The organism is Candidatus Halocynthiibacter alkanivorans, assembly GCF_003333265.1.
Taxonomy (GTDB): domain Bacteria; phylum Pseudomonadota; class Alphaproteobacteria; order Rhodobacterales; family Rhodobacteraceae; genus Halocyntiibacter_A; species Halocyntiibacter_A alkanivorans.
In genome coordinates this window covers 66,652-87,308 of record NZ_QOLB01000169.1, presented here as the reverse complement: position 1 = coordinate 87,308, position 20,657 = coordinate 66,652, and the positions used below count along the sequence as shown (strand labels likewise).

The 20,657-nt window shown below is 59.1% G+C and carries 18 protein-coding genes; 4 read left to right on the top strand and 14 right to left on the bottom strand.

The genetic code is table 11. The features are described 5' to 3' along the window. Positions 1–148 precede the first annotated feature (148 nt). Positions 149–1,036: a UTP--glucose-1-phosphate uridylyltransferase gene (locus DWA01_RS22680; RefSeq protein ID WP_114288079.1), complete on the bottom strand. Its 888-nt coding sequence runs from the start codon at positions 1,034–1,036 to the stop codon at positions 149–151. Positions 1,037–1,070: 34 nt separating this feature from the next. After that, positions 1,071–2,465, bottom strand: a complete 1,395-nt coding sequence (locus tag DWA01_RS23935; RefSeq protein WP_114288078.1) for a WecB/TagA/CpsF family glycosyltransferase — start codon at positions 2,463–2,465, stop codon at positions 1,071–1,073. Positions 2,466–2,710: 245 nt separating this feature from the next. Between DWA01_RS23935 and DWA01_RS22670 the strand changes: the two genes are divergently transcribed. The 3 genes from DWA01_RS22670 (at position 2,711) to DWA01_RS22660 (ending at position 6,237) form a co-directional block, all read left to right on the top strand. Beyond that, a complete protein-coding gene (locus DWA01_RS22670; RefSeq protein ID WP_114288077.1) occupies positions 2,711–3,325 on the top strand; it encodes a response regulator transcription factor in 615 nt (204 codons plus the stop codon). A gap of 105 nt (positions 3,326–3,430) precedes the next feature. Then, the gene (locus DWA01_RS22665) at positions 3,431–4,909 is read left to right on the top strand and encodes a GumC family protein (RefSeq protein ID WP_235008684.1); all 1,479 of its coding nucleotides are present in this window, start codon (positions 3,431–3,433) and stop codon (positions 4,907–4,909) included. Next, a complete protein-coding gene (locus tag DWA01_RS22660; RefSeq protein WP_235008682.1) occupies positions 4,906–6,237 on the top strand; it encodes an O-antigen ligase domain-containing protein in 1,332 nt (443 codons plus the stop codon). Before DWA01_RS22665 ends, DWA01_RS22660 begins: the two co-directional genes overlap by 4 nt. A 195-nt stretch (positions 6,238–6,432) precedes the next feature. Here the strand turns inward: DWA01_RS22660 and DWA01_RS22655 are convergent, their stop codons facing one another. The 9 genes from DWA01_RS22655 to DWA01_RS22615 form a co-directional block, all read right to left on the bottom strand. Then, positions 6,433–7,725, bottom strand: a complete 1,293-nt coding sequence (locus DWA01_RS22655) for a uroporphyrinogen decarboxylase/cobalamine-independent methonine synthase family protein (RefSeq protein WP_114288076.1) — start codon at positions 7,723–7,725, stop codon at positions 6,433–6,435. Between the two features lie 10 nt (positions 7,726–7,735). Continuing rightward, positions 7,736–8,542 carry an inositol monophosphatase family protein gene (locus DWA01_RS22650; RefSeq protein WP_114288075.1) on the bottom strand — a complete coding sequence of 269 codons (807 nt, stop codon included), beginning with the start codon at positions 8,540–8,542 and terminating at the stop codon, positions 7,736–7,738. 123 nt (positions 8,543–8,665) lie between these two features. Then, entirely contained in the window at positions 8,666–9,562 is an 897-nt protein-coding gene (locus DWA01_RS22645) for an endonuclease/exonuclease/phosphatase family protein (RefSeq protein ID WP_114288074.1), read from the bottom strand. Positions 9,563–9,694: 132 nt separating this feature from the next. Continuing rightward, positions 9,695–10,705, bottom strand: coding sequence for a LacI family DNA-binding transcriptional regulator (locus DWA01_RS22640; protein ID WP_114288073.1), 1,011 nt, complete (start codon positions 10,703–10,705; stop codon positions 9,695–9,697). Further along, the gene (locus tag DWA01_RS22635; protein ID WP_114288072.1) at positions 10,702–12,234 is read right to left on the bottom strand and encodes a glycerophosphodiester phosphodiesterase; all 1,533 of its coding nucleotides are present in this window, start codon (positions 12,232–12,234) and stop codon (positions 10,702–10,704) included. The genes DWA01_RS22640 and DWA01_RS22635 overlap by 4 nt, the downstream gene beginning before the upstream one ends. After that, positions 12,231–13,289: an ABC transporter ATP-binding protein gene (locus DWA01_RS22630; protein ID WP_114288071.1), complete on the bottom strand. Its 1,059-nt coding sequence runs from the start codon at positions 13,287–13,289 to the stop codon at positions 12,231–12,233. Before DWA01_RS22630 ends, DWA01_RS22635 begins: the two co-directional genes overlap by 4 nt. Then, complete coding sequence (locus DWA01_RS22625) at positions 13,289–14,113, bottom strand: carbohydrate ABC transporter permease (protein WP_114288070.1); 825 nt, start codon at positions 14,111–14,113, stop codon at positions 13,289–13,291. Before DWA01_RS22625 ends, DWA01_RS22630 begins: the two co-directional genes overlap by 1 nt. 15 nt (positions 14,114–14,128) lie before the next feature. Beyond that, positions 14,129–15,529, bottom strand: coding sequence for a carbohydrate ABC transporter permease (locus DWA01_RS22620; RefSeq protein WP_235008681.1), 1,401 nt, complete (start codon positions 15,527–15,529; stop codon positions 14,129–14,131). 70 nt (positions 15,530–15,599) lie between these two features. Further along, positions 15,600–16,952: an extracellular solute-binding protein gene (locus tag DWA01_RS22615; RefSeq protein WP_114288069.1), complete on the bottom strand. Its 1,353-nt coding sequence runs from the start codon at positions 16,950–16,952 to the stop codon at positions 15,600–15,602. A 523-nt stretch (positions 16,953–17,475) separates the two neighbouring features. Between DWA01_RS22615 and DWA01_RS22610 the strand changes: the two genes are divergently transcribed. Next, complete coding sequence (locus DWA01_RS22610) at positions 17,476–18,396, top strand: LysR family transcriptional regulator (RefSeq protein WP_114288068.1); 921 nt, start codon at positions 17,476–17,478, stop codon at positions 18,394–18,396. Here the strand turns inward: DWA01_RS22610 and DWA01_RS22605 are convergent. The 3 genes from DWA01_RS22605 to DWA01_RS22595 all read right to left on the bottom strand — a co-directional run bounded on the left by DWA01_RS22605 (position 18,387) and on the right by DWA01_RS22595 (position 20,646). After that, positions 18,387–18,860: an EamA family transporter gene (locus DWA01_RS22605; protein WP_114288067.1), complete on the bottom strand. Its 474-nt coding sequence runs from the start codon at positions 18,858–18,860 to the stop codon at positions 18,387–18,389. The two genes, DWA01_RS22610 and DWA01_RS22605, sit on opposite strands and share 10 nt — an antisense overlap. Positions 18,861–18,959: 99 nt before the next feature. Next, complete coding sequence (locus tag DWA01_RS22600) at positions 18,960–20,099, bottom strand: aminotransferase class V-fold PLP-dependent enzyme (protein WP_114288066.1); 1,140 nt, start codon at positions 20,097–20,099, stop codon at positions 18,960–18,962. 58 nt (positions 20,100–20,157) lie between these two features. Continuing rightward, the gene (locus DWA01_RS22595) at positions 20,158–20,646 is read right to left on the bottom strand and encodes a RidA family protein (protein ID WP_114288065.1); all 489 of its coding nucleotides are present in this window, start codon (positions 20,644–20,646) and stop codon (positions 20,158–20,160) included. Positions 20,647–20,657 lie beyond the last annotated feature (11 nt).

Here is a 20,657-nt window from a genome sequence, read left to right as displayed (position 1 = left end):
CAACGCTCAAAAATACTGAAGTCGCGGTCACAAAATAACGGACCACGTTTCTAATCCTTTGCTGACATACAACAATATGCCACAGCGCTGGCCGCAGGTGCAGCCAGGCTGAGGGATAGGGTCCTATCACAACGGGTAGGATTTGGGCTCAGGCGATAGAACGCCAGGGGAAAAACCGCTGATGTACGAACTTGTCGAACTCTTCGCACAGGTCTGGGCGGTCCAGTCCAAAGGCCACCGTGGCCTGTATCAGACCCTGGATTGAACCGCAGTCAAAGCGCTCGCCGGAGAATCGGTAGCCGCTCACCCCGGCGGTGCTCAGGTCGGCGTTGATCGCGTCGGTCAGCTGTAACTCGCCTCCACTGCCCGGGGTGATCATATCCAGTTTATCAAAGATTGAAGGTTCCAGAATATAGCGTCCGATTACCGCTTTGGCGGAAGGCGCTTTGCCTGGATCGGGTTTTTCCACCAAGCCGCGCACTTTGGCGATACGACCGTTTTCCGACAGCACGTCCAGCACTCCGTAAGAGGCGGTTTTGGCCCGGGGCACGGTCATCGTTGCCACCATATGGCCGCGGTTATGCTCATAGGCATCCACCATCTGCGCCAGCGCCGGGCGCGGCGCGCGGATCACATCATCAGGCAAAAGCACGGCGAAAGGTTCATCCCCCACCAGTCTGCGGGCCAGGCTGACCGCGTGCCCCAGCCCTTTGGGCCTGTCCTGACGTATAAAAGAAAGCGTGCCTGCCGGCATTCTTGTGCGCCCCAGCGCCGCCAGCGCTTCGGTTTTTCCGGCGCGTTCCAGCCGCATCTCCAGCGCCGCTGCGGTATCAAAATAATCTTCCAGCGCAGATTTTCCGGCGGAGGTAATGAAGATGAACTCCTCGATCCCCGCCGCGCGCGCCTCGTCCACCGCATATTGAATCAACGGCCGGTCCAGCAGTGGCAGCATTTCCTTGGGCACCGATTTGGTTGCGGGCAGAAATCGCGTGCCCAGACCGGCAACAGGGAAAACAGCTTTGCGAATACGTGTCATATCAATCTCCGTTTGAGCAGATGGATGGGGCAGTTTAATAAGCGCCACGCCCCGAGAAAACCGCACGTACAGTCAGCGCGATCAGCATGAAATCAAGCAGCAGCGTGCGTGATTTCGTATAGGCAAGGTCCATGTCGATCATTTTTTCAAAGCCAATATCGGCGCGGCCGGACACTTGCCAGATGCCGGTGATACCCGGTTTTACCGCTAGCCGGCCCAGCGCGCGACGTGGGTAGGCTGCCGCTTCTTCCGGCAAGGCCGGGCGCGGGCCGACAATCGACATCTCGCCCCGTATGACATTCAGGATCTGCGGAAGTTCATCGATGGAAAAGCGACGGATAAAGCGCCCGACCCGGGTGATGCGCGGATCCGCTTTGGATTTAAAACAAATTCCAGCACGGTCAGAGGTGGCGAGCAATTGCGCCCGGCGGGCTTCGGCGTCGAGATACATGGAACGGAATTTCAGCATTTCAAAGCGGCGGCCATCTTTGCCGACGCGGATCTGGCGGAACAGCACCGCCCCCGGGCTTTCCAGCCGGATCAAAGCCATCACCGCCAGCAACAAGGGTGCGAGGAAAAGCAGGGCACTTCCCGCCAGCGCCAGATCCAGCAGACGCCGCTGCAACGCATTGGCAGAGCTCTGTGCCAGCACGGTTTTAGCGGCCCGCGCCAGAAATGTGACATTGCCGATCAAATAACGTTGCGCCAGGCGACGCGGCTCCTGCGCCAGCCGCCAGACCCATTCCAGCCTGGCTTTGCGCACCAGCACCGGCGCGCGGCTGACGTTGCCCGCAAGAAAATCGAACAAAGCCCCCACCGCAAGTGTCACCCGCGCGGAAAGCCTGTGCTGATGGCGCGCCAGCCAGAGCTCCTGACGCGGAACCCCCATCGCCACAAGCAAGATATCAGCGCCAGAGGCATTGATTGCAGCGACCGCCGCATCCGCATCTTCAGCACCGTCAAAACCGTCGCGGGTGCCGGCAATCTGCAGATGGGGGATTTTTGCGATCAGGGCATCTGCGGCGGCTTCGGCGGTGCCGGGACGGGCCCCAAACAGAAACACCGACAGGCCTCGCTTTGCCGCCTCAACCAGCAGTCGGGGCACCAGATCAGTGCCGTTCAGATTAGAACTCAGGGTCTCGCCGCCCATTCTGGCCGCCAGTTCAATGCCCGCACCATCGGGCAACAACATTGTGGCGCGCTCCAGCGCCGCGGCGTAAGACGAGTCACGCTGGCGGATATTGCAACAATGGGCATTGATGAAAAACCCCATTTTTGATCCCGGCGTCAGCAGGGCGCGGACAGCGGCTTGCGGGCTGGCATCCACCAGCTGCAACCCCAGTGCGCTCAGGTGTCGGGTAGAAAATCTGCCAGCGTCAGAATCTCGTGGCGCTCCCAGTTCGAAGTGGGTTTGATTTGTATGTTTCATCCCTGTGCTCCTCATGTGAAACGCCTGGTCTCAGGCTGCCTCACGCCGTTGCTTCACTCAAACGGTCGGGCGGACAGGACGTGGGGGCGTTCGGGACCAAACTGTCCCTCTGGCCGGGGTTTCCTGCTCCACCGGAGGGGGGATCTATGCTTAGGAATAGGGGGCTCGCCGAATTGGTGCTGGCTTTGCGCACAACTTCAGGCACAATCAGGGCACAGAAGCTATTGTAACAAGTGAGGATTATGATGAGAGTTTTGATTGCCGACGATCACGATCTTCTCCGCGACACATTGGTATTGTACCTGGAATCAGAAGGCGGGGTCGAAACCCATACTGCCGCAAACCTTGAAGACGCCTGCGCACGCATCCGCGCCGACGAGACATATGATCTGATCCTGCTGGATTATAACATGCCGGGAATGAACGGGCTCAGCGGTCTGAAACAGGCGCTGGCGATGGAAGGTGGCCAACGGGTGGCGCTGATGTCAGGCGAAGCCACCCGTGAGATCGCAGAACAGGCGCTTGAAGCCGGTGCCGCCGGGTTTGTGCCCAAAACGCTCTCAGCGCCCTCGCTGATCAATGCGGTCAAATTCATGGCGATGGGCGAGCAATATGCCCCGATCGCCTTTATGACCGCGCCGCCAGAACCGGTCACCAACCCGCTGGCGGAAAAACTGACCCGGCGCGAGTTGCAGGTTCTCGGCGGGCTGACCCAGGGCAAGGCCAACAAGGAGATCGCCCGGGACCTGGGCATTCAGGAACCGACCGTGAAACTGCATGTGAAAACACTCTATCGCAAAGTCGGCGCGAAAAACCGCACCCAGGCGGCGCTGATCGCGCGCGAAGCCGGGCTGTTCTGACCTGTCCGCCGGTATAGGGCTGCGCCCGTAAAGCCGGGGACCCTATCCACCGGTGCCGCAGTTTTCCGGACTGCAACATGTCACGCTCTGGGCAAAGGAGCGCCCATGACCAGTGACATAAAATGCGGAAACACCACCACAGCCGGCCCGCGCCCCCGGGTGCCGGAAATCTATCGGACCCCGCTGCGTCAACTGAGCTGGCACCGGCTGATCCGGGGGGGCCGGACCGGCGACCTGGGCCGCCTGCCGCGTTACCTCGCCTTTGGCCTGCTGGGCAGCGCGATGATCTGGGCCCCGATCATAGGTTATCTCAAAACCGCACCGCTGAGCTTTTCCAGTCAGGCCTCCCTGATCCTGCCGGGATCCGGTGCCGCTGCTTCGCTCAATCTTGAAGGCATCGGTCAGTCGTCCTCCTACGCCAACTCCGCATTTACCAGCCCTTCTGTCAGCCCCACCGAGACCTACAAACGGTTGATTGGCGCAGAGCGTATATTGGTGACAGCGGCCCTCGAGCTGGGCATTGAACGGCCCGCACTGAATGGGCCGCGGATCCTGCTGGTGGACCAGACCAGCCTGATCCATGTGGAGATGACCGGCCCCAGCCCGCGCGCCGCCCAGGCGCGCACCGAAGCCGTGCTGCGCGCCTTTTTCAGTGACCTGGACACGTTGCGTCAGGACGAGCTGGTCACCAGAGAGGACGGTGGCAAAGGGGCGATCGAAGATTACAAACGTTCGGTCGCCGCCACCCGCCAGAACATTGCCGATCTGCAGGCCAGTACCGGGCTGTTGTCCAAAGGGCAATTTAACGCCCAGGTCGCCGCCAATGACACCCTGCACAACACCGTCGAAATCCTGGAATGTGAGTTAGACCAGAAGACCGAATCCCTGCGCAGCCTGCAACAGGTGCTGGGCACCACGCCGCAGCTGGCCGCCACAGTGCTGAACCTGAACGCGAACAGTGAGTTTTCCGCCCTGATCAGGGAAATGTCCTCCCATGCCGCTGAACTGGCAGAAGCACGCGCGCATTACGGGCCGCGCCACCCCGAGGTGCTGCGCGCAGGCTCTGCATATCAGACCGCCCGCCAGGGGGCGCTGCAACAAGCGAGTCTGGTGACCGGATTGTCGGCCGAAGCGCTTGCAGAGCTGGACCTGACCGCGTCTGAAGCCCGGGCAGACCTGCTGGCCGAACTGGTGCGGATGGAGGCGGAAGCCGCCGGCGTCCGGCGCGAATTCGAAACGCTGAGTGCCCGCCTGACGGAGGAGACAACCCGGCTGAAAATCCTGTCTCCGGCAGCAGCGCGGCTCGAAGACCTGCAACGGGATTTTTCGGTGTCAGAAGCAGTCTTTACCTCCGCCATTGCGCGGTCTCAATCCACCAAATCCGATATTTACGCCTCATATCCGCTGGTGCAGGTGCTGGAAAACCCGTCCCTGCCGGACGCGCCTTCGTCGCCGAAACGCAAGCTGGCGCTGGCCGCCGGCGGTGGCGCAACTCTGATGCTGCTGATTGGTATGATGCTGGGCTGGGTCCGCCGCGCGCTGATCGCCCGCGTGCTGGCCCGCCCGGAGCGGGACGCCCCATGAGCGCTTTCTCGCCCCGCAACCCGGCCGAAACCATGTTGTGGCGGGCGCTGATCTGGACCTGGCCGTTCTATTTTATAGGCGCGCTCTATGTGGTGGGCCCGGTGCTGGCCTGGCTGATGGGCGGCCTGGCGGTGCTGGCGCTCTATCTGGGACCGGCCATCCGCGCTGACTTACGCCCTGCAGGCCCTGTGCCCCCGGTTGTCACCGGTTGGATCCTTGGCATGATCCTGATGCTGATCGTACTCCTGATCGGCCATGTGGACTGGGATCTGAGCCTGCGCCAGACCATAAAATCCACTGTCGGCTGGGCCAAGGGCTGGGCATTGCTGGCGTTGTTTCCGCTGGCGGGTGCGGTGCTGCCGGTACGCCGCGCGCTGCTAGTGCGCGGTCAGTGTGTGGTCGGGGCCTGGACGCTGGCGCTGGCGCCCCTCATGTTGCTGGCACCCACTCTGGGATTGCCGGAGCGGATATTTGTCTCCCCCCTGCGCGCCGTCGGCGGGCCCGGGCCGGAATATTTCACCGTCTTCCTGTTCACCTGGGACCCGGCAACCTGGACACCACGCTGGCAGTTTTTTGCCCCCTGGTCGCCCTTTGCCGCCCTGCTCGGGGTGATGATGTTCTTGTTTGCACTGGAGGAGAAACACCGCGGCTGGAGGGGGGCCGGCCTGCTGGCTGGCATGCTGATGGTCTTTGCCTCAAAATCCCGCATGGGGCTGGTGGGGCTGCTCATCTGTCCTGTGGGTCCGCGACTGATGCCGCTGTTGCTGCGCGGCTGGGCCTGGCATGTGGGAGCGGCGCTGATTGCCTCGCTGGCCGTGTTTGGCACCACGCTTGCCACTGCTTTGGGCGATGGGGTGTATGCGTTCAAAATGGCCCGTGCCGACAGCACAAGGGTGCGCGCCACCTTGCAGCGCATTGCCGAAGAGCGCTGGCAAAACGAGGCGCCCTGGTTTGGTCACGGCACCATTCAGCCCGGCTCTCATCTGGTGGAATACATGCCGATCGGATCGCATCACACCTGGTACGGGCTGTTGTTTATCAAAGGGCTCGCCGGGTTCTGCGCCCTGCTGATCCCCTTGGTGTGGAACACTGGTCTGGCACTGGTGGATGCAACCCGCCACGCGCGCGGCCGCCTGCCGCTTGGCATTCTGATGACCATCATGCTGCTGTCTTTTGGCGAGAACCTGGAAATTCAGGTCTACCTGCTCTGGCCCGGCCTGGTGATGCTTGGCATTCACGCCCGCGAAATGCACGCTGGGTGCTCCGGCCCTGGGACCGGGCGCAAAACCGGGCGCGGCGACCAGGACAGCGTGCGAAAATCAACCTGAAGACAAAAAAGGACAGCGCAAGGCAACGGTGATACGCGCTGCAAACAGCGCCACCCGATGCAAAATTCCAGAGTTTTTGAACACAGCGCCTGCTCACCTGATCCGGCACCACCGGCCCGATAGCAAAGCCACCTTTGCGAACGGAGCGCCGGATCCGTTGATCTTTAATGAGGTCCCGGCAGCCGGGCCCGCCCCTCAGCGAATGTCCGACACCCCGGCCAGTACCTGCTGCATCAGATCAATGCTGGTCTCTACATTGGTGTCCTCAATGTAGATATCACCGGGCCAGGACAGGACCGGTCTTGGCCGTTCCTGTCCCCGCAATACGTCCGATATCTGGCGGATAACGCCGGCGCGTTCTTTTGCTACCTGGCGCAGCTCAATTCCGGCCGCTGCCAGATCGGGCACTGAATTACGATCCAGCCGGACAGCACCGATGCCCAGATACAGCGGCATGCCCAGATCGGTCGCTGCCCGAATATAGTCCTGCAGCGGCGCCGCGTCCGCCTCCAGCCGCATAAGGAAATGCGGGCAACACAGCTTTTTTGCTTGCAGCAGACTGTCAAAAGAAATCGACGATACCGCAGCCGGGCTTTTTTTCCGCCGCCCCCGGCTTGGTGCCCCTGCGGGCAGATCGCCCCGGTAATTGGCGACAAACACCCGGTCCCCCCAGGGGTTTTCCACAATTATCCGGCGCACCGGATCCACGACGAATTTCAGAAAATTCTCCGGCCCGACGAACATCGGCGATCCGCTGGCATCCGAAAACTCCAACCAGACATCGGGCACATTGGCAACCAGGTCCTCACACCAGGGTACCAGCACCCGCGTCACGATCAGGTCGAGGAATTCATGCACAAAATCCGGCTCAAGCGCCAGCGCACCAATCAGCGGTTCCTGGCCAAATATCTCTGCGGCAAGCGAATAGGGTGCCGGCATATGGGCAACGGGCTCAATGCCGCCAAGACGCGCCATATGTTGCAGGTTTTCGCGGATGACGCGGGCCACAGGGTGATCGGGATCATAGGCCGGCATGTCACGCCAGCTGTCAAAATCCAGCAGCGGCACCTCCGGGTCAGACCCCGGAGCCTGGTCTCTGGGGTAGATCATCACCTGGCCCAGAAGTTCGGCGCCAAAGCCATAAGCCGGGCCGCCAAGTGTCAGCCGTTCCAGCCCCAGCATCCGTTGTATCAGACAATTTGTACGCACGTAGCGCAGCGCGTCACCTTTATAGAAATCCTCAGCGTCCAGCCCGGTCAGCCGGTTGAGCAGCGCCATTACCATCAGATGACAGGACGTGGTGACATGAATTTTTTCCGGGTCCGGATCACCCGCATACTCCGCGTCATAGCGGCCCGCATCCGCCGCCTCAAAGATCGCCGTCAACTCCGGCGCCGCGGTCTGGTCGCCGTCAAGATAACGACGCAGAAGATCCAGCCCTCCTGGTCCGGTTACCTGCGCCCAGTCCTGTGCAATGGCATCTGACATGCAATCTCTCCTATTTGGCGGCCAATATTCCGGCCAACAGATCTGACAGCGCCGGGGTGGCGCAGAAAACCTCGCCACCGCGGGCGATAAATTTATCCATTTCAGGCAGCCGGATCGTGCCGCCGGCTTCGCGGGTGATCAGTACCGCGGCCAGCGCGTCCCAGCTGTTCAGGTGGCCTTCATAATAGAAATCAACCGTACCTTCGGCCACGCGAATGATGCCAATGGCGGCGGAGCCGATTTTTCGGTGCTCGATACCGGCGTCATAAAGCGATTTGATCTGACGCAGATACCCCTCGACCGGCAGCCGGCGCGACGCCCCGAGAATGCCCAGCGCTGCGTGCGGATCGCTGGTCGGCGATACAGAGATCGGCTGCCCGTCGCGAAATGCCCCCTGCCCCGCCTGTGCGTGATACAGCCGGTCGGTCGGTGAATCATGTACAAGGCCAAGCTGCATCTGACCGCCAGACACATAGGCGATCGACACGCCCCAGTGCCGTAATCCGCGCAGATAATTGGCGGTGCCGTCAATCGGATCGACCACCCAATATCCGCCGGTTCCGGTGGTGCCGCCGGTTTCTTCGCCGATAAAACCATCTTGCGGGAAGCGGCGCGCCAATTCAGACCGGATGGTGTGTTCCGCCGCCTTGTCGGCTTTGGTCACGAAATCCTGCAGGCCCTTGGTCTCAGTGCCCAGCCCGTCGGCACCTTGTTCATTCCAATAGCGCAGTGCCTCAAGGCCCACGTTTCGGGCCAGGATGCTGGCAAATTCAAGCCGCGCGGCAAGTGTATCAGTTTGGTCGGTTTTGATCGTCATAGCACCCGCTTCCAGACAGTCGTCCTGGTTGAATGTTTGTGGTCTTCTGACCTTGCCCCAGCGTGTTCGCGGCCCGCGACACTCCGAGGCGCGAGCCTTTGAAGCAAGATCACCGGCAATCTGTTATGCATTGAACTCGACCCAGAGCGGCAGGTGGTCTGATGCCGGTGACTCGTCGTCAATCCGGACATCTGTGACCTGGTCCCACAGGCCAGAATTGACAAAACAATAGTCGAGGCGTGAGGACACCTGTTTGGAGACCTCTTCCGCGCCTTTGATCGCCGGGAACGTCACGCCCTGATCTTCGGCATTGCCCGCCACCACCCAGGCGTCGCGATATCCGGTTCTGCTGGTCAACCGGCCATAGTTTTCATTCAGCGGTCCGGTAAAGCACTCATAGCCCGCCATTTTTGTGGTGAAATTGAAATCGCCTGCGATCAGCGCTTTATATGGCATCGGCGGCACACCACCTTCGGTCCAGCCATCAGCTTCCACCGGGTGTGTGCCACACCAGACGCCGCCTTCTCCCGGCGCTCTTGCGATAATATCCAGCATCATATCGATCTGCGGTTGCCGGAGTTCGTCGCCCAGATGGCTGAGGTGAACCGTATAGACCCGGATCGGCCCGGACGGCACATCGATCACCGTTTCCAACAGCCCGGTCTGAATGCTGTGATGCGCCACCGCGCCAAATTTTGGCAGTGGGAAAACTCTTTTGGAAATGATCGGCCAGCGCGACAGAACCATCACGCCAAACTGACGCCGGCGCTGAACCAGACTGCCGCCCGCATCTTTATAACTGGCGTCCAGATCAAGATTGGCGGCGTAGGTCCAATGGTAGTCCGGCAGCAAACGGGCCAGTTCCGCAGGCTGGTCGCTGTAGTCAGAGCGTTTCCAGTGGCGTTCGACTTCTTGCAGCGTAATGATATCAGCCCCGCGCACCGCATCCGCGGTCCGGGTCAGGTCAAATTTTCCGTCGGCACCAAAACCGAACTGAATATTTAAGGTAACGAGTTTCATTTGTTGGATTAGCTCCTGATATCCAAAACGAACAGAACTTCGGCCAGTGGCTGTCTGCCAGATGATCCGCAGGCATGCGCAGCCGCACAGCGGCACAGCGGTTTTCAGGCGGTGTTCACCTGTGCCGCAATTCTAGACCGTGCCCCGCGTAACCAGTTGCACATCAACGATTTCATTCTTGGGCTCCGCGCCGGGGTTTTTGATCCGCTCTTTCAGCAGCTCAACCGTGACGCGGGCGAATTCCTTTGACGACTGTTTGATGGTGGTCAGTTCCGCGAAAGCCCAGCTGGACTCCGGGATGTCATCGTAGCCGACCAGACTCATCTGTTCGGGAATGCGCACGCCATGTTTGTTGCGCAAAGTATCAAGCAGTCCCAGCGCCACCGTGTCGGTCGTGCAGAATACGCCGGGCGTTTTGTCCAACTGTGCGATAACTCCTGCTGCAGCCTCTACGCCAGCCTCATATTCGACAGGGTTCACGGCGACAGTGCTGCACAGCACGCCAAGTTCGGCGGCACGCGCGCGAAATGCTGCGACCCGGACCTCTCCGGAATACCCCAGCACGCCCTGTTCCACGACGATCAAATGTTTACGCCCAGCCTCAACCAGCGCATCGGCGGCCAGGCGGGCACCTTTAACATCATCGCCATTGATCAGGTCCACAAACGGCAGATCGTCCATCCGGTGCACCATCACCAGCGGCACCCGCATGCGGGCGCATTCCTCGCAGATCTTTGCCGGGGGCGCATCTGAGGTAATAACAACTCCGGAGACCTGGTAATTCAGCAGGATCGACAGCAATTGCTCAACGTCTTTTCCCTCGTCGATGCAGAACAACATGGGTCGGAACCCTTGCTGCACCAGCTGTTTCGCCAGCGCGTCGACCGAAGCCGCCCGGTAGGAGGTGGTCAGACTGGAGACGATCATGCCCACCAGATCGGTGCGTTGTTTGTTCAGCCCTCTGGCAACAAGGTTGACCCGGTACCCAAGCTCGGAGGCCGCTTTGAGAATCTTCTCACGGCTCTTGGCGGAAATACTGGCACCCGGCGTAAAACATCGCGACACGGCAGAGCGGGATACCCCCGCTCTGCGGGCCACATCAAAAGACGTAACCGCAGATGTTTTATCGGGATCAAAGCTCATACGACTGCCCTTGTGTACTGGTCCTGATTGCTGGCCTGGAAATGTTGGCGGACCCGCGGATATGACGTCAGAATTTTATAGCGGTCCGGACGATCGAGATTGGCCAGATCCGGCCGGAAACTCAGACAGGTTTCCAGGTCATCCCACTGATGCTGTTTGCTGAAAATCATCGACCGCACGCCAAGCGACTCGCACTCAGACATCTCGGACAGATCATCCTTTTCCGCGTCAAATTCAACTATCTGAGCGCCGTAAGCCGCAACCGCCTCGCGGACAGAAGTATACATCCAGCGGGTGGCCATCAGCACAGCTTCGGGTGCCAGTTCGCGGATCTGGCGCATTTTTCCGATGTCATATCCCCAGAAAAAACACTGGCCGAGCATGTCGGCTTTACTCACAACGTCCAGCAGCTTCACAGGGTCGGCATCCTTAACTTCGATGTAGAGACCGGCGGACCCGCGCACCAGATCCAGCATCTGGCGCAGGGTCGGGACCCGGTATCCGGCCGAACCTTCACGGAACCACCCCCCGGCGTCAAGCGACTTGATCTGCTCCAGTGTCATATCAATGACCAGGCCGCTGCCATCGCTGGTGCGTTTCACGTCGGCGTCATGGATAACCACAAGCTCCCCGTCTGTCGTGGTGCGCACATCCAGTTCGACATATTGAAACCGCTGATCGGCGCATATGCGCGCTGCCTCCAGGGTGTTTTCCGGTGCAAGCGCGTTGGCGCCGCGATGGCAGACAATATCAACCGGATGCGCCGGATCCGGACGATAGGGTTTCAACAGCTCCGGCCGGTTGGAACAAATTCCCATCACCGGCTGCTGCAAAAGCGCATCCACAACCTCTCTGCGATCCTCGTCCCAGATCACGATCTGGTGGCCACTGCCCTGAAAACGCTGCATCAGTTCGCTGGTCAGCAATTCATGCGGGGCATCTGATGCGTCCCGCCAGCAGAGATGCACGATGTCGACCTCGGCCCCATCCAGATAGGTGAATGGTTCCATCCCGGCCGGCACAAGCACGCCCAGCGGGTATTCACAACCCAGCTGATGCAACTCCCGGACCCAGCCGACATTGAACGATGCCAGGCATGCAAACTGCAACCCTGCTTCTTTCAACAACTCCCAGGCCACAGGCCCGGCGCCGTCGGACTTTATCTCGATATACAGTCCGCATCCGGTTTCTTTCGCCAGTTCAATGACCTGCTCCAGGCGTGGGATGCGCTGTCCTTCCGGCAATCTCAATTCAGAAATCTCGTCCCAGCTGGCTTCTGACACCCGCAGACCCCGCCGTGCGACCCGGGTCAGATTGTCGTCGTGGACAACCACACAGACCCCGTCCGCAGACAGGCGCACATCCAGCTCCCACATTTCTGAGCACAGATCAGCGGCAACCCGGAAGGCTTTCAGCGTGTTCTCCGGCGCGTGGTCACTGGCGCCGCGATGGGCGACCGCCAGAGGATGGCCGGTCAGCAAAGTTGCCGGCCAGCCAAAACGTTCCAACCACTCCCGGGTGAGGGTCATAGTCTCATACCGTCCCGGCCAAAGACCAGCATCTGTGAAGAATCAACACCCCATTCCACCTCGTCACCGATCCTCGCAGAAGACTGACTGCCTTGAATCGAGCGCAGGATATTGCCGTCAGGCAAAGTGACATTGTACAGGGTTTCGCGTCCCTGGGACTCGATGAAGGACACCCGTCCTTTGATCGCCGCACCAGCGCCGGGTTGAAAAAACTCAGGCCGGATTCCGACCCGCACTTCACCACCATTGGCCCTTTTGGCAATATCTGCGTTGACGGGCATTTTTGTTCCGGTGCTGGGTTCAACAAAGATGCCGTCGGTGATCCGCCCCTGCAGGAATGCGATCGGCGGACTGCCCAGAAAACCAGCCACAAAGTCGGACACCGGGTTGTTGTACATTTCCCGTGGCTCAGAGATCTGCACAATTTTGCCAGCGTCCATGATGGCGATACGGTCACACATGCTCATGGCTTCCACCTGATCATGGGTCACCAGAACTGCGGTGATGCCGGTTTCCTGCTGGATGCGCCGGATCTCGGAGCGCATTTCAAGACGCAGCGTGGCATCAAGATTGGCCAGAGGTTCATCCAGCAGCAGCACATCCGGCCGCCGCACCAGGGCGCGTGCCAGGGCTACCCGTTGTTGTTGCCCGCCCGACAATTCACCGGGACGGCGATGTATCAGTGCTTCGATATGCACCATTTCGGCGATCTCATCGACCTTGCGCTTGACCTCAGACGCGGATTCTTTGCGCAGTTTCAGCGGGAAGCCGATATTCTGTTCCACGGTCATATGCGGGTAAAGCGCAAAGGACTGGAATACAACGCCAACGTTGCGCTCCTGCGAGGTGATGTTGGTGACATCCTTGTCGCCAAACAGAATGCGCCCGCCGTTGATCTTGTGAATGCCGCAGATCGAAAACAGCGTGGTGGATTTACCGCAGCCCGATCCACCCAGAAGCGCGATCATTTCGCCTGAGTGAATTTCCAGATCCATCTGGTCGATCACCGTGAGCGTGCCGAATTTTTTAGTGAAGTTGTCCAGTAATATACGCATCAGCCTTTATTACCCCCGCTGTAGATATTCATGAGTTTGCTCTGGAAGAAGGTGAACAGGATGATCACCGGGAGCACGTAGAAAACGCCGACAGATTTGAACATTGCCATGTCGAAATTGGTGTCATCCGAAATCAATCCGGCAAGGTAGACCGACAGCACCTGGACGTTGTTGTCCGGCGCCAGCACCAGTGGCAGAATGAACTCTGACCAGCCGGCAAGGAACGAAAAGATCCCCAGTGCCATGATCGCAGGCTTCACCTGCGGCAGCACCAGTTTGGTCCAGACCTGAAACCGGGTTGCCCCGTCCTGCAGCCCGGCCATCTCGATTTCCCAGGGCACGGTGTCGTAAAACCCTTTCATGATCCAGATACCGAACGGCAGTTCCAGCGCCGTCTTGACCAGGATGACCCCGATCAGCGTGTTATAGAGACCGACCATCTGCAGGATCAGAAAGATCGCGATCAGCAGCGTCACCGTGGGAAACGCATGCAGAACCAACACGCCGCCAAGGAACAAAGAGCGTCCCGGCATATTCAGCCGCGACAGGGCGTAGCCTGCGGCGGAGGACACCACCAGCACGATCGAAGTGGTGGTGGTCGCAAACAGGAGCGTGTTCAAAGTTGCGGTCCAGATTGAAGGCCGGCCGGGAATGGTGGTGAACAGGAAACGCCAGTGTTCTGCGGTCCACTCGTTGGGGATCATTGATCCCGGCGGTGAATTGGTGACGGTATCTACGAACAGGTAGAAATACATCAGAATGATCGGTGCGGTCAAAATCCCCAGAAACAGGATCATCGGCCATTTGCGGTAGTTGCCAGTCATGACAAAATTCTCCTGTTACTCAATTTTCGGTGGGGCTGTCAGCGTTTTGAAGTCAAACAGCTTCAGATAGAGGATCGACATGGCGACCCCCACGACTACCAGCACAAGGGCCAGCGCCGCGCCATAGCCGTATTCCAGCGATCCGGCATAGTTGTTCAGCGCTTTGAAATAGGTGGACAGTGCCCAGACCTCGGTTGATCCGCCAGGACCGCCCTCTGTCGCCAGCAGGATAAATTCAAACGATGTCAGCAGCGACAGGGTCTGATAGCTGGTGATGAACAGGATCGGAAAGCGAAGTTGCGGCAGGATGATATGGCGGATCTGCTGGGCCCGGGTCGCCCCGTCCACTTCGCTGGCGTAAAACAGCGATGTTGGGATGGCTTTGATCGCCGAGGCGAAGATCAGCATACCCATGGAAGCCCCGACCATGCCATTGATCAGGATGATAAATGTCCAGGCGTTCGTCGGGCTGTCCAGCATCCAGTTCTTGGGCGCGATGCCGAACGGGCCGAGCACTGCGGAAATGAACCCGGTGTCCCAGGCCAGCCATTTCCACATCAGCACATAGAGCACCGGCGGCGTAATGCGGGGCAGCAGCCACACAGAACGAAAGAACCCGGCAGGTGCGGCGTCCATATAATGGGTGCTGATTGCCAGTACGAGCGCGAAGCCGACGTTAAACAGGATCAGAGTGGTGAAGACATAAAACAGCGTGTTGTACAGCGTTGTTCTTGTATCCGGCAGCGAGATCATCCGTTTGAAATTGTCTGTAGTGAACACCCAGCCGGTATAGGTCACATCGATCACAGCCGCCTGCTGCTGCGGGTCCAGACTGATCCCAAACTTGTTGAGTGCTGCCAGGAGATCGTCAGCGCTGTCAAAGCGGATGTTAAAAACGGAGCGCTCGAAATGTTTCGATATGGCCTTGATGGCACGGGTGCTTGACGGCCGGTTGTCCAGCGTTTTGATCGCCCGCTCCACGTCGCGCCGCTTGCCAAAGCTCTGGCCGAAAAACTTTGCGTTCAGCTCCTTCAGCGTCGCCGCGCTGGCGCCAGCCTGTGCAGCTGCTTCCAGCCCGGCTTCGTCAATCGTGAAAACGACCCGGTTGATCTGATCGGCAAGTTCACCGAAATCATGTTTGTCTCTGAGCGCGCGCATTGACGACTGGTTCGCCAGATAAGCGCCGCCGGAGATGCCCGTAGCGGTGCTCATATTGGTAAAACCGAATACGCCGGTCAGCAGCACTGGTGCGACAAAGAATAATACAACAAACAAAAACGCCGGCGCCATCAGATAGAGGCCAAGGTGCCTGGAATTTCCGATCTTCTGCAATCTTGTCAGTTGAGGCGCGCCGCCACGCAGATCTGGCGCGCTCACACGGCCGCTCGCGGCAATTTCAGCATTTGAATTTCCCATTGGTGCCCCCGAAATTCTGGAAAGTAGAGTGGCGGCGGCGCAAACCTGTGCGCCGCCAACCAGTGATTAATCAGCGAATGACGATGTCGTCGCCAAGGGTGGTTGCCAGCTCTGTTTCGACATCAGCAATGGCGGCTGCCACTGTTTTCTGACCCGTCCAGGAGGCTTCCAGACCGCCAAACATGATCTCCCAGTACTGACCGAAGTTCACGTTATTTGGCATCGCGGTGGCGAAAGGCAGCAGGCGTTCAGTTGCTTCCCGTGCCCAGCGGTCGCCAGCATAGAGATCCACAGACGATTCCGCCTTAGTGATGCCCAGGTGGGCGGACTTGATCGCGTGCAGCGCATTGATGCGCGGCTCAGATGCGATTTTAACCAGATCGGCAGCGATGGCGATCGCGTCGTCATTTTCCTGCTGCGTCAGAAGGTATACGACCGGGTGGGTCAGGGTGTTGGGTTGGCCGCCCGCATTACCAGCCGGGATCAGCGAGAACTGGATGTTACCAAAGAAATCGTCCTGACCTTCTTTGCCGGTGTAACGTGCATAGTGCCAGGTGCCGCCATGCCACAGACCCGCTTTGCCGTTGGCAACTTCTGCGTACCACTGGTCCCAGGGAGTCCCGAGGTGGTTTTTGCGGGTAACACCCAGCTCAACTGCATCAACAAAGAACTGGTAGAAGCCGGTCATTGCCTCTTTGTCGAATACCAGTTTGCCTTCGTCGTTTTCAATGGTGCCGCCGAAGCTGGTATAGAACTGCCAGTAGTCCGGCCCGTTGGACACCCGTGGATAGAAGCCGTAGCCTTCTGCTACCAGTCCTGCATCCTGGATTTTCTTGGCGTCGGCCAGCACATCCTGCAGCGTGTAGCCGCCGGACTGAATGAGATCAGGCAGGCCGTCGATATCCGCATCTGAATAGCCGATTTCGCGCATATAGTCCTTCCAGAAGAAGAACGGGCGCGACTCTGCATCCTGTGGCAGGCCGTAAAGCTGACCGTCAAAGGAGGCGATTTCAAGCAGGTTGGGGTAGATGTCATTGACGGGCCAGGCATCTACGTCAATGTAATCTTCAATCGGAACGATCAGGCCGGACTGAGCCCAGGGCGCGATATCTTCATGGCCGGCAGCCACAATAGCTGGTGCAGCACCAGCCTCCGCCGCAAGGGTCACACCCTGCTTCATCTCTTCCCAGCCCGAAAAGGATTTGGTCACCACATTGATGCTCAGATCTTCGCCCCGGACGGCGGCTTCGCGTTGCAGAAAGTCAGCTGCGATCTCGATGGCTTCACCGCGATAGCTGTCGGAGTCCCCGCCAACGAACCAAATGTCGATGTCGTATTGCTGAGCCAGAGCGGCACCTGACCCGATGGAAATAAGGGCCGTGGTCGCCAAAGCTGCCAGGGTCGCTTTATAACGTTTATTCATTTTAATCCTCCCAGAGATTTGAATTCGGGCGCTCCTCAACGCCGAATGACGCTCAGTTAGCCATATCTTGGACACGTGTGCAAGAAATTTTACACACGTGTGCAAAGCTGACCTGCGTCGCCCGTTTCAGGGCATACCGAGCAGCCGCGACGATTCAGCCTCCGGCCCGGGTCATGGCACACCAGCCGCCGCCCCCATTGCGAGGCTTCAGCTTCAGCAGTGATTTCTGAGTAACGTCCGCGCCAGGCAGAATTTTTTCACCGGCCCAACCTCCGGCGCCTCACCAGCAGCAGGCATAACTTGCTCCGGAAATATCAGTTCAGAGCCCCTGCGACCGTCTGCTGGCCTCGCTCTGGCAGCTCTGGTGACACAATTTAAATGGGCTGAATTAAGTTCCAGGCCGGTGCAGAATCAAAACTTTCTCCGCGTGAACCGGCAGGATCCGATAAATCTTTACTCCGCCCACGGAGAACGCCATATGTAAAAAGTCAATTTGACCAGGATTTTCCAGGGGCATCCGATAATGTTGGGCCGCGTCAGCGACAAAGATCTAAGACTGCTTCGTGTGTTCATCACAGTTGTGGAATCGGGCGGGTTCTCACTTGCAACGGCCCGTCTGAACGTCGCTGAATCGACCATCAGCACCCATATGACCGACCTGGAAACCCGTCTGGGCATCCGGTTGTGCGAACGCGGGCGCGGCGGATTTCGGGTCACTCAGCGCGGCCAGGAAGTGTACCAGGAAACCCTGGCCCTGTTTGACCGGATGGATGAATTCCGCGAACGTCTGGCGTTGGTGAAAACCCATATGGGCGGCACTTTACGCATTGGCATGCCCGACGGTATGATTTCCCATGACAGCTTGTTTATTTCGGACTGGCTATCTCATGTGTCCGACCAGAAGCCCGACATGAGCATCGAAATCATCCAGGACACGCCCCGGGTGCTGGAGCGACTGCTGGTAGATGAAAAAATTCACTGCGCGATCTCTGCCCGGCACCGCAGCGTCGCCGGGTTGGAATTTCTGGTACTCACCGAGGAGCGGAACCAGTTTTACTGCGGCAGGACTCACCCGCATTTTCTGATCCCGGACCAGGATATTTCGATTGAAATGATCGAAGCCGGGGGGCCGATCGCGCGTGGCTATATCGACCGGTTTGACGAAGAATTTTTCAACCCGGACTCCCACCGCACCGTGGTGCACCACATCGAGTCCGCCGGCATGCTGATCCTCAGCGGCCGTCATGCGGGGTTTTTGCCGGTTCATTACGCAAAACGCTACGTCGACAACGGTCAGATCCGCGCGCTGAAGCCGGACGAGATCTTCATTGATGTGCCGCTGGGTATCGTCATCAAAAAGGGCCGCGAGCAGAACCCGCTCATCGCCTCAATTCTCAAAGACGCGAAAGCCGGTCTGCTGACAACGCCGCCGTCTCAGCTCTGAGCCTGCCCTTTCACAAAGAACATGATGATGCCGCCGATGATCAGCAGGCTGCCCAGCACCTGATTCCAGGAAATAGTCTCTTTGAGCACGAAATAAGCGAACAACATCGCGATCACGATCGTGCCGCTGACCACGGTCGGGATGGCAACACTTGCGTCCATCGGTTTGGCAAGGCCGACACCACCGAACAGATACAGATAGCCAATCTCAGCACCGCCAATGCAGATCCCCGCCAGTGCCGCCCAGAAGTAGGTGCCGTTTGACAGTGAAAACACCTGACCGCCCCGCATCAGCAGCACGCTCAGGAACACGCCGGAGGTAAACAAGGCTGCCAGCTGAATGCTGATGGTCGCCAGGATCGTCGTAGTGGCCTCCGCCGGCACCTGGACACCGGCCATTTTGACAAAAAGATTATATCCCGCGTAGAGCAAAGTCACTGTCGCAAGCAGTATCAGTCCGGCCATCGTCTTTCCTTTTTCCTGGCACCACGGTTTTCCGGCGCCATAGTGAGCAGGCCCGGGGCGGAACTTCAGATCCGTTCCGCCCCGGGGTCATGGGTGTATTCAGCCGTGTTTCAGCTGTGCAACAAGTGCCCGGATGTCGCTTTCATCATTGAAATGCGCGATTGAAACCCGGATGCGGCCGTTGCGGTTGCCACAGACAATATTTGCATCCCGAATGTTGCCCAGCGTGGTGTCGACGTCACCCGATGGGTTGCCCAGCGTAATAATATGGGACGATGCGGCCCGATCGTGTGCGGCGCGGAATGGCGTCCAGCCGGTGCCTTGCAGCTCTTCATCCAACAGGCTGGCCAAAGTGCGCGCATGGGCTTCGATCTTTGGCGCGCCCATCGCAAGCAGCTCCCTGATCGCAACTGTCAGCCCCGCCATAGAGATGTAGGACATGGTCGACTGGGTGAAACGCCGGGCGTCGCCGGCCAGCGGCAGCCTGGTCGCCTGCATATCAAACGGATCTGCGGCCCCCATCCATCCTGGGGCTGGCGGTGTGTGCAACAACAGGTCCGGCGCCACCACGGCGAAGCCGACCCCGCCGTGCCCGCCCAGCCATTTGTAGCCGCTGCAGACCACGATGTCGGCCTGCCAGCCGCGCGTATCGATCGGAACCGCCCCGGCCGCCTGGGTGACATCGACCACCAGACGGGCACCGACTTTGCGCGTGGCGTCGCGCAGGCGATGAATGTCGCTGCGGCTGCCGGTGGAAAACTGCACATAGCTGACGGCAACCACAGAAGTGCGGTCGTCGATCGCCGCGATCAGCGCGTCGGTCAGATCGGTATCGCCGCGCTCATCTACGAACTGCAGCTCCAGGTCATGGGTTTCAGCATAGGCGATCCAGGGCCGGGTGATGGCGGGGAAGTCAGTGGACACCGAAAGGAACTTGCTGCCGGCACGCGGCTGAAACAGAGAGGGCAGCTGATTGAGCATGTCGCCCGCACTGAACATGATCGCAAGCTGTTCCGGCGCGCAGTTCATCAGGGCCGCCGCATTTTCACGCAGTGGCGTGAACAACGCAACTTCTTCAGCGTCCGTCAGGTTCATATTCCCGTGGCGGCCAATATCATCCAGATAGGTATGCATAGCCGTCACTGCCGGCTGGCCCATCAGCCCCAGCGAAGCCTGGTTCAGATATATGGCGTCGGCAAGGCTGCTGTATTCAGCGCGATCTGACAGAGAAGAAATCATGAGAAGTCCACTTATTGTAACAAACTATTAGAGCGTACGCGGATAACGCGTGCCAGGATCAGTCGATTTCGAAAACGGCGTCAATTTCCACCGAAACGCCGAGCGGAAGTGAGGCGACGCCGAGCGGAAGTGAGGCGACGCCGACGGCGGCGCGCGCATGACGTCCCGCATCACCGAACACCTCAACCATCAGGTCAGAAGCGCCGTTGATCACCTTCGGCTGGTCGGTGAATTCCGCGGTGCAGTTCACAAAACCGCCAAGTTTAACCACGCGGCTGACCCGGTTCAGATCCCCGCCACAGGCCGCTTTCAGCTGTGCCAGAAGATTGCGCGCGCAGAGGTTGGCAGCCCGCACGCCCACTTCGGTCGAAACGCTGTCGCCAAGCTTGCCCACATAGGCAAGTTCGCCGTTTTCCACGGTGATCTGACCGGAGATGAATACCAGGTTGCCACTGATCACCCAGGGCACATAATTGGCCACAGGAGCCACCAGATCGGGCAAAGTAATTCCGAGTGTTTTCAGACGTGTTTCGATTTGATCAGACATGGTTTCTCCTG

Excerpts from the sequence above, each read along its gene's own strand:
- DWA01_RS22605 (WP_114288067.1), bottom strand. The coding sequence starts at position 18,860 with ATGGCCGGACTGATACTGCTTGCGACAGTGACTTTGCTCTACGCGGGA.
- DWA01_RS22670 (WP_114288077.1), top strand. The coding sequence starts at position 2,711 with ATGAGAGTTTTGATTGCCGACGATCACGATCTTCTCCGCGACACATTG.
- DWA01_RS22650 (WP_114288075.1), bottom strand. The coding sequence starts at position 8,542 with ATGACGATCAAAACCGACCAAACTGATACACTTGCCGCGCGGCTTGAA.
- DWA01_RS22610 (WP_114288068.1), top strand. The coding sequence starts at position 17,476 with ATGTTGGGCCGCGTCAGCGACAAAGATCTAAGACTGCTTCGTGTGTTC.
- DWA01_RS22595 (WP_114288065.1), bottom strand. The coding sequence starts at position 20,646 with ATGTCTGATCAAATCGAAACACGTCTGAAAACACTCGGAATTACTTTG.
- DWA01_RS22660 (WP_235008682.1), top strand. The coding sequence starts at position 4,906 with ATGAGCGCTTTCTCGCCCCGCAACCCGGCCGAAACCATGTTGTGGCGG.
- DWA01_RS22645 (WP_114288074.1), bottom strand. The coding sequence starts at position 9,562 with ATGAAACTCGTTACCTTAAATATTCAGTTCGGTTTTGGTGCCGACGGA.
- DWA01_RS22655 (WP_114288076.1), bottom strand. The coding sequence starts at position 7,725 with ATGTCAGATGCCATTGCACAGGACTGGGCGCAGGTAACCGGACCAGGA.
- DWA01_RS22680 (WP_114288079.1), bottom strand. The coding sequence starts at position 1,036 with ATGACACGTATTCGCAAAGCTGTTTTCCCTGTTGCCGGTCTGGGCACG.
- DWA01_RS22665 (WP_235008684.1), top strand. The coding sequence starts at position 3,431 with ATGACCAGTGACATAAAATGCGGAAACACCACCACAGCCGGCCCGCGC.
- DWA01_RS22600 (WP_114288066.1), bottom strand. The coding sequence starts at position 20,099 with ATGATTTCTTCTCTGTCAGATCGCGCTGAATACAGCAGCCTTGCCGAC.
- DWA01_RS22625 (WP_114288070.1), bottom strand. The coding sequence starts at position 14,113 with ATGACTGGCAACTACCGCAAATGGCCGATGATCCTGTTTCTGGGGATT.
- DWA01_RS22615 (WP_114288069.1), bottom strand. The coding sequence starts at position 16,952 with ATGAATAAACGTTATAAAGCGACCCTGGCAGCTTTGGCGACCACGGCC.
- DWA01_RS22640 (WP_114288073.1), bottom strand. The coding sequence starts at position 10,705 with ATGAGCTTTGATCCCGATAAAACATCTGCGGTTACGTCTTTTGATGTG.
- DWA01_RS22635 (WP_114288072.1), bottom strand. The coding sequence starts at position 12,234 with ATGACCCTCACCCGGGAGTGGTTGGAACGTTTTGGCTGGCCGGCAACT.
- DWA01_RS22630 (WP_114288071.1), bottom strand. The coding sequence starts at position 13,289 with ATGCGTATATTACTGGACAACTTCACTAAAAAATTCGGCACGCTCACG.
- DWA01_RS23935 (WP_114288078.1), bottom strand. The coding sequence starts at position 2,465 with ATGAAACATACAAATCAAACCCACTTCGAACTGGGAGCGCCACGAGAT.
- DWA01_RS22620 (WP_235008681.1), bottom strand. The coding sequence starts at position 15,529 with ATGGGAAATTCAAATGCTGAAATTGCCGCGAGCGGCCGTGTGAGCGCG.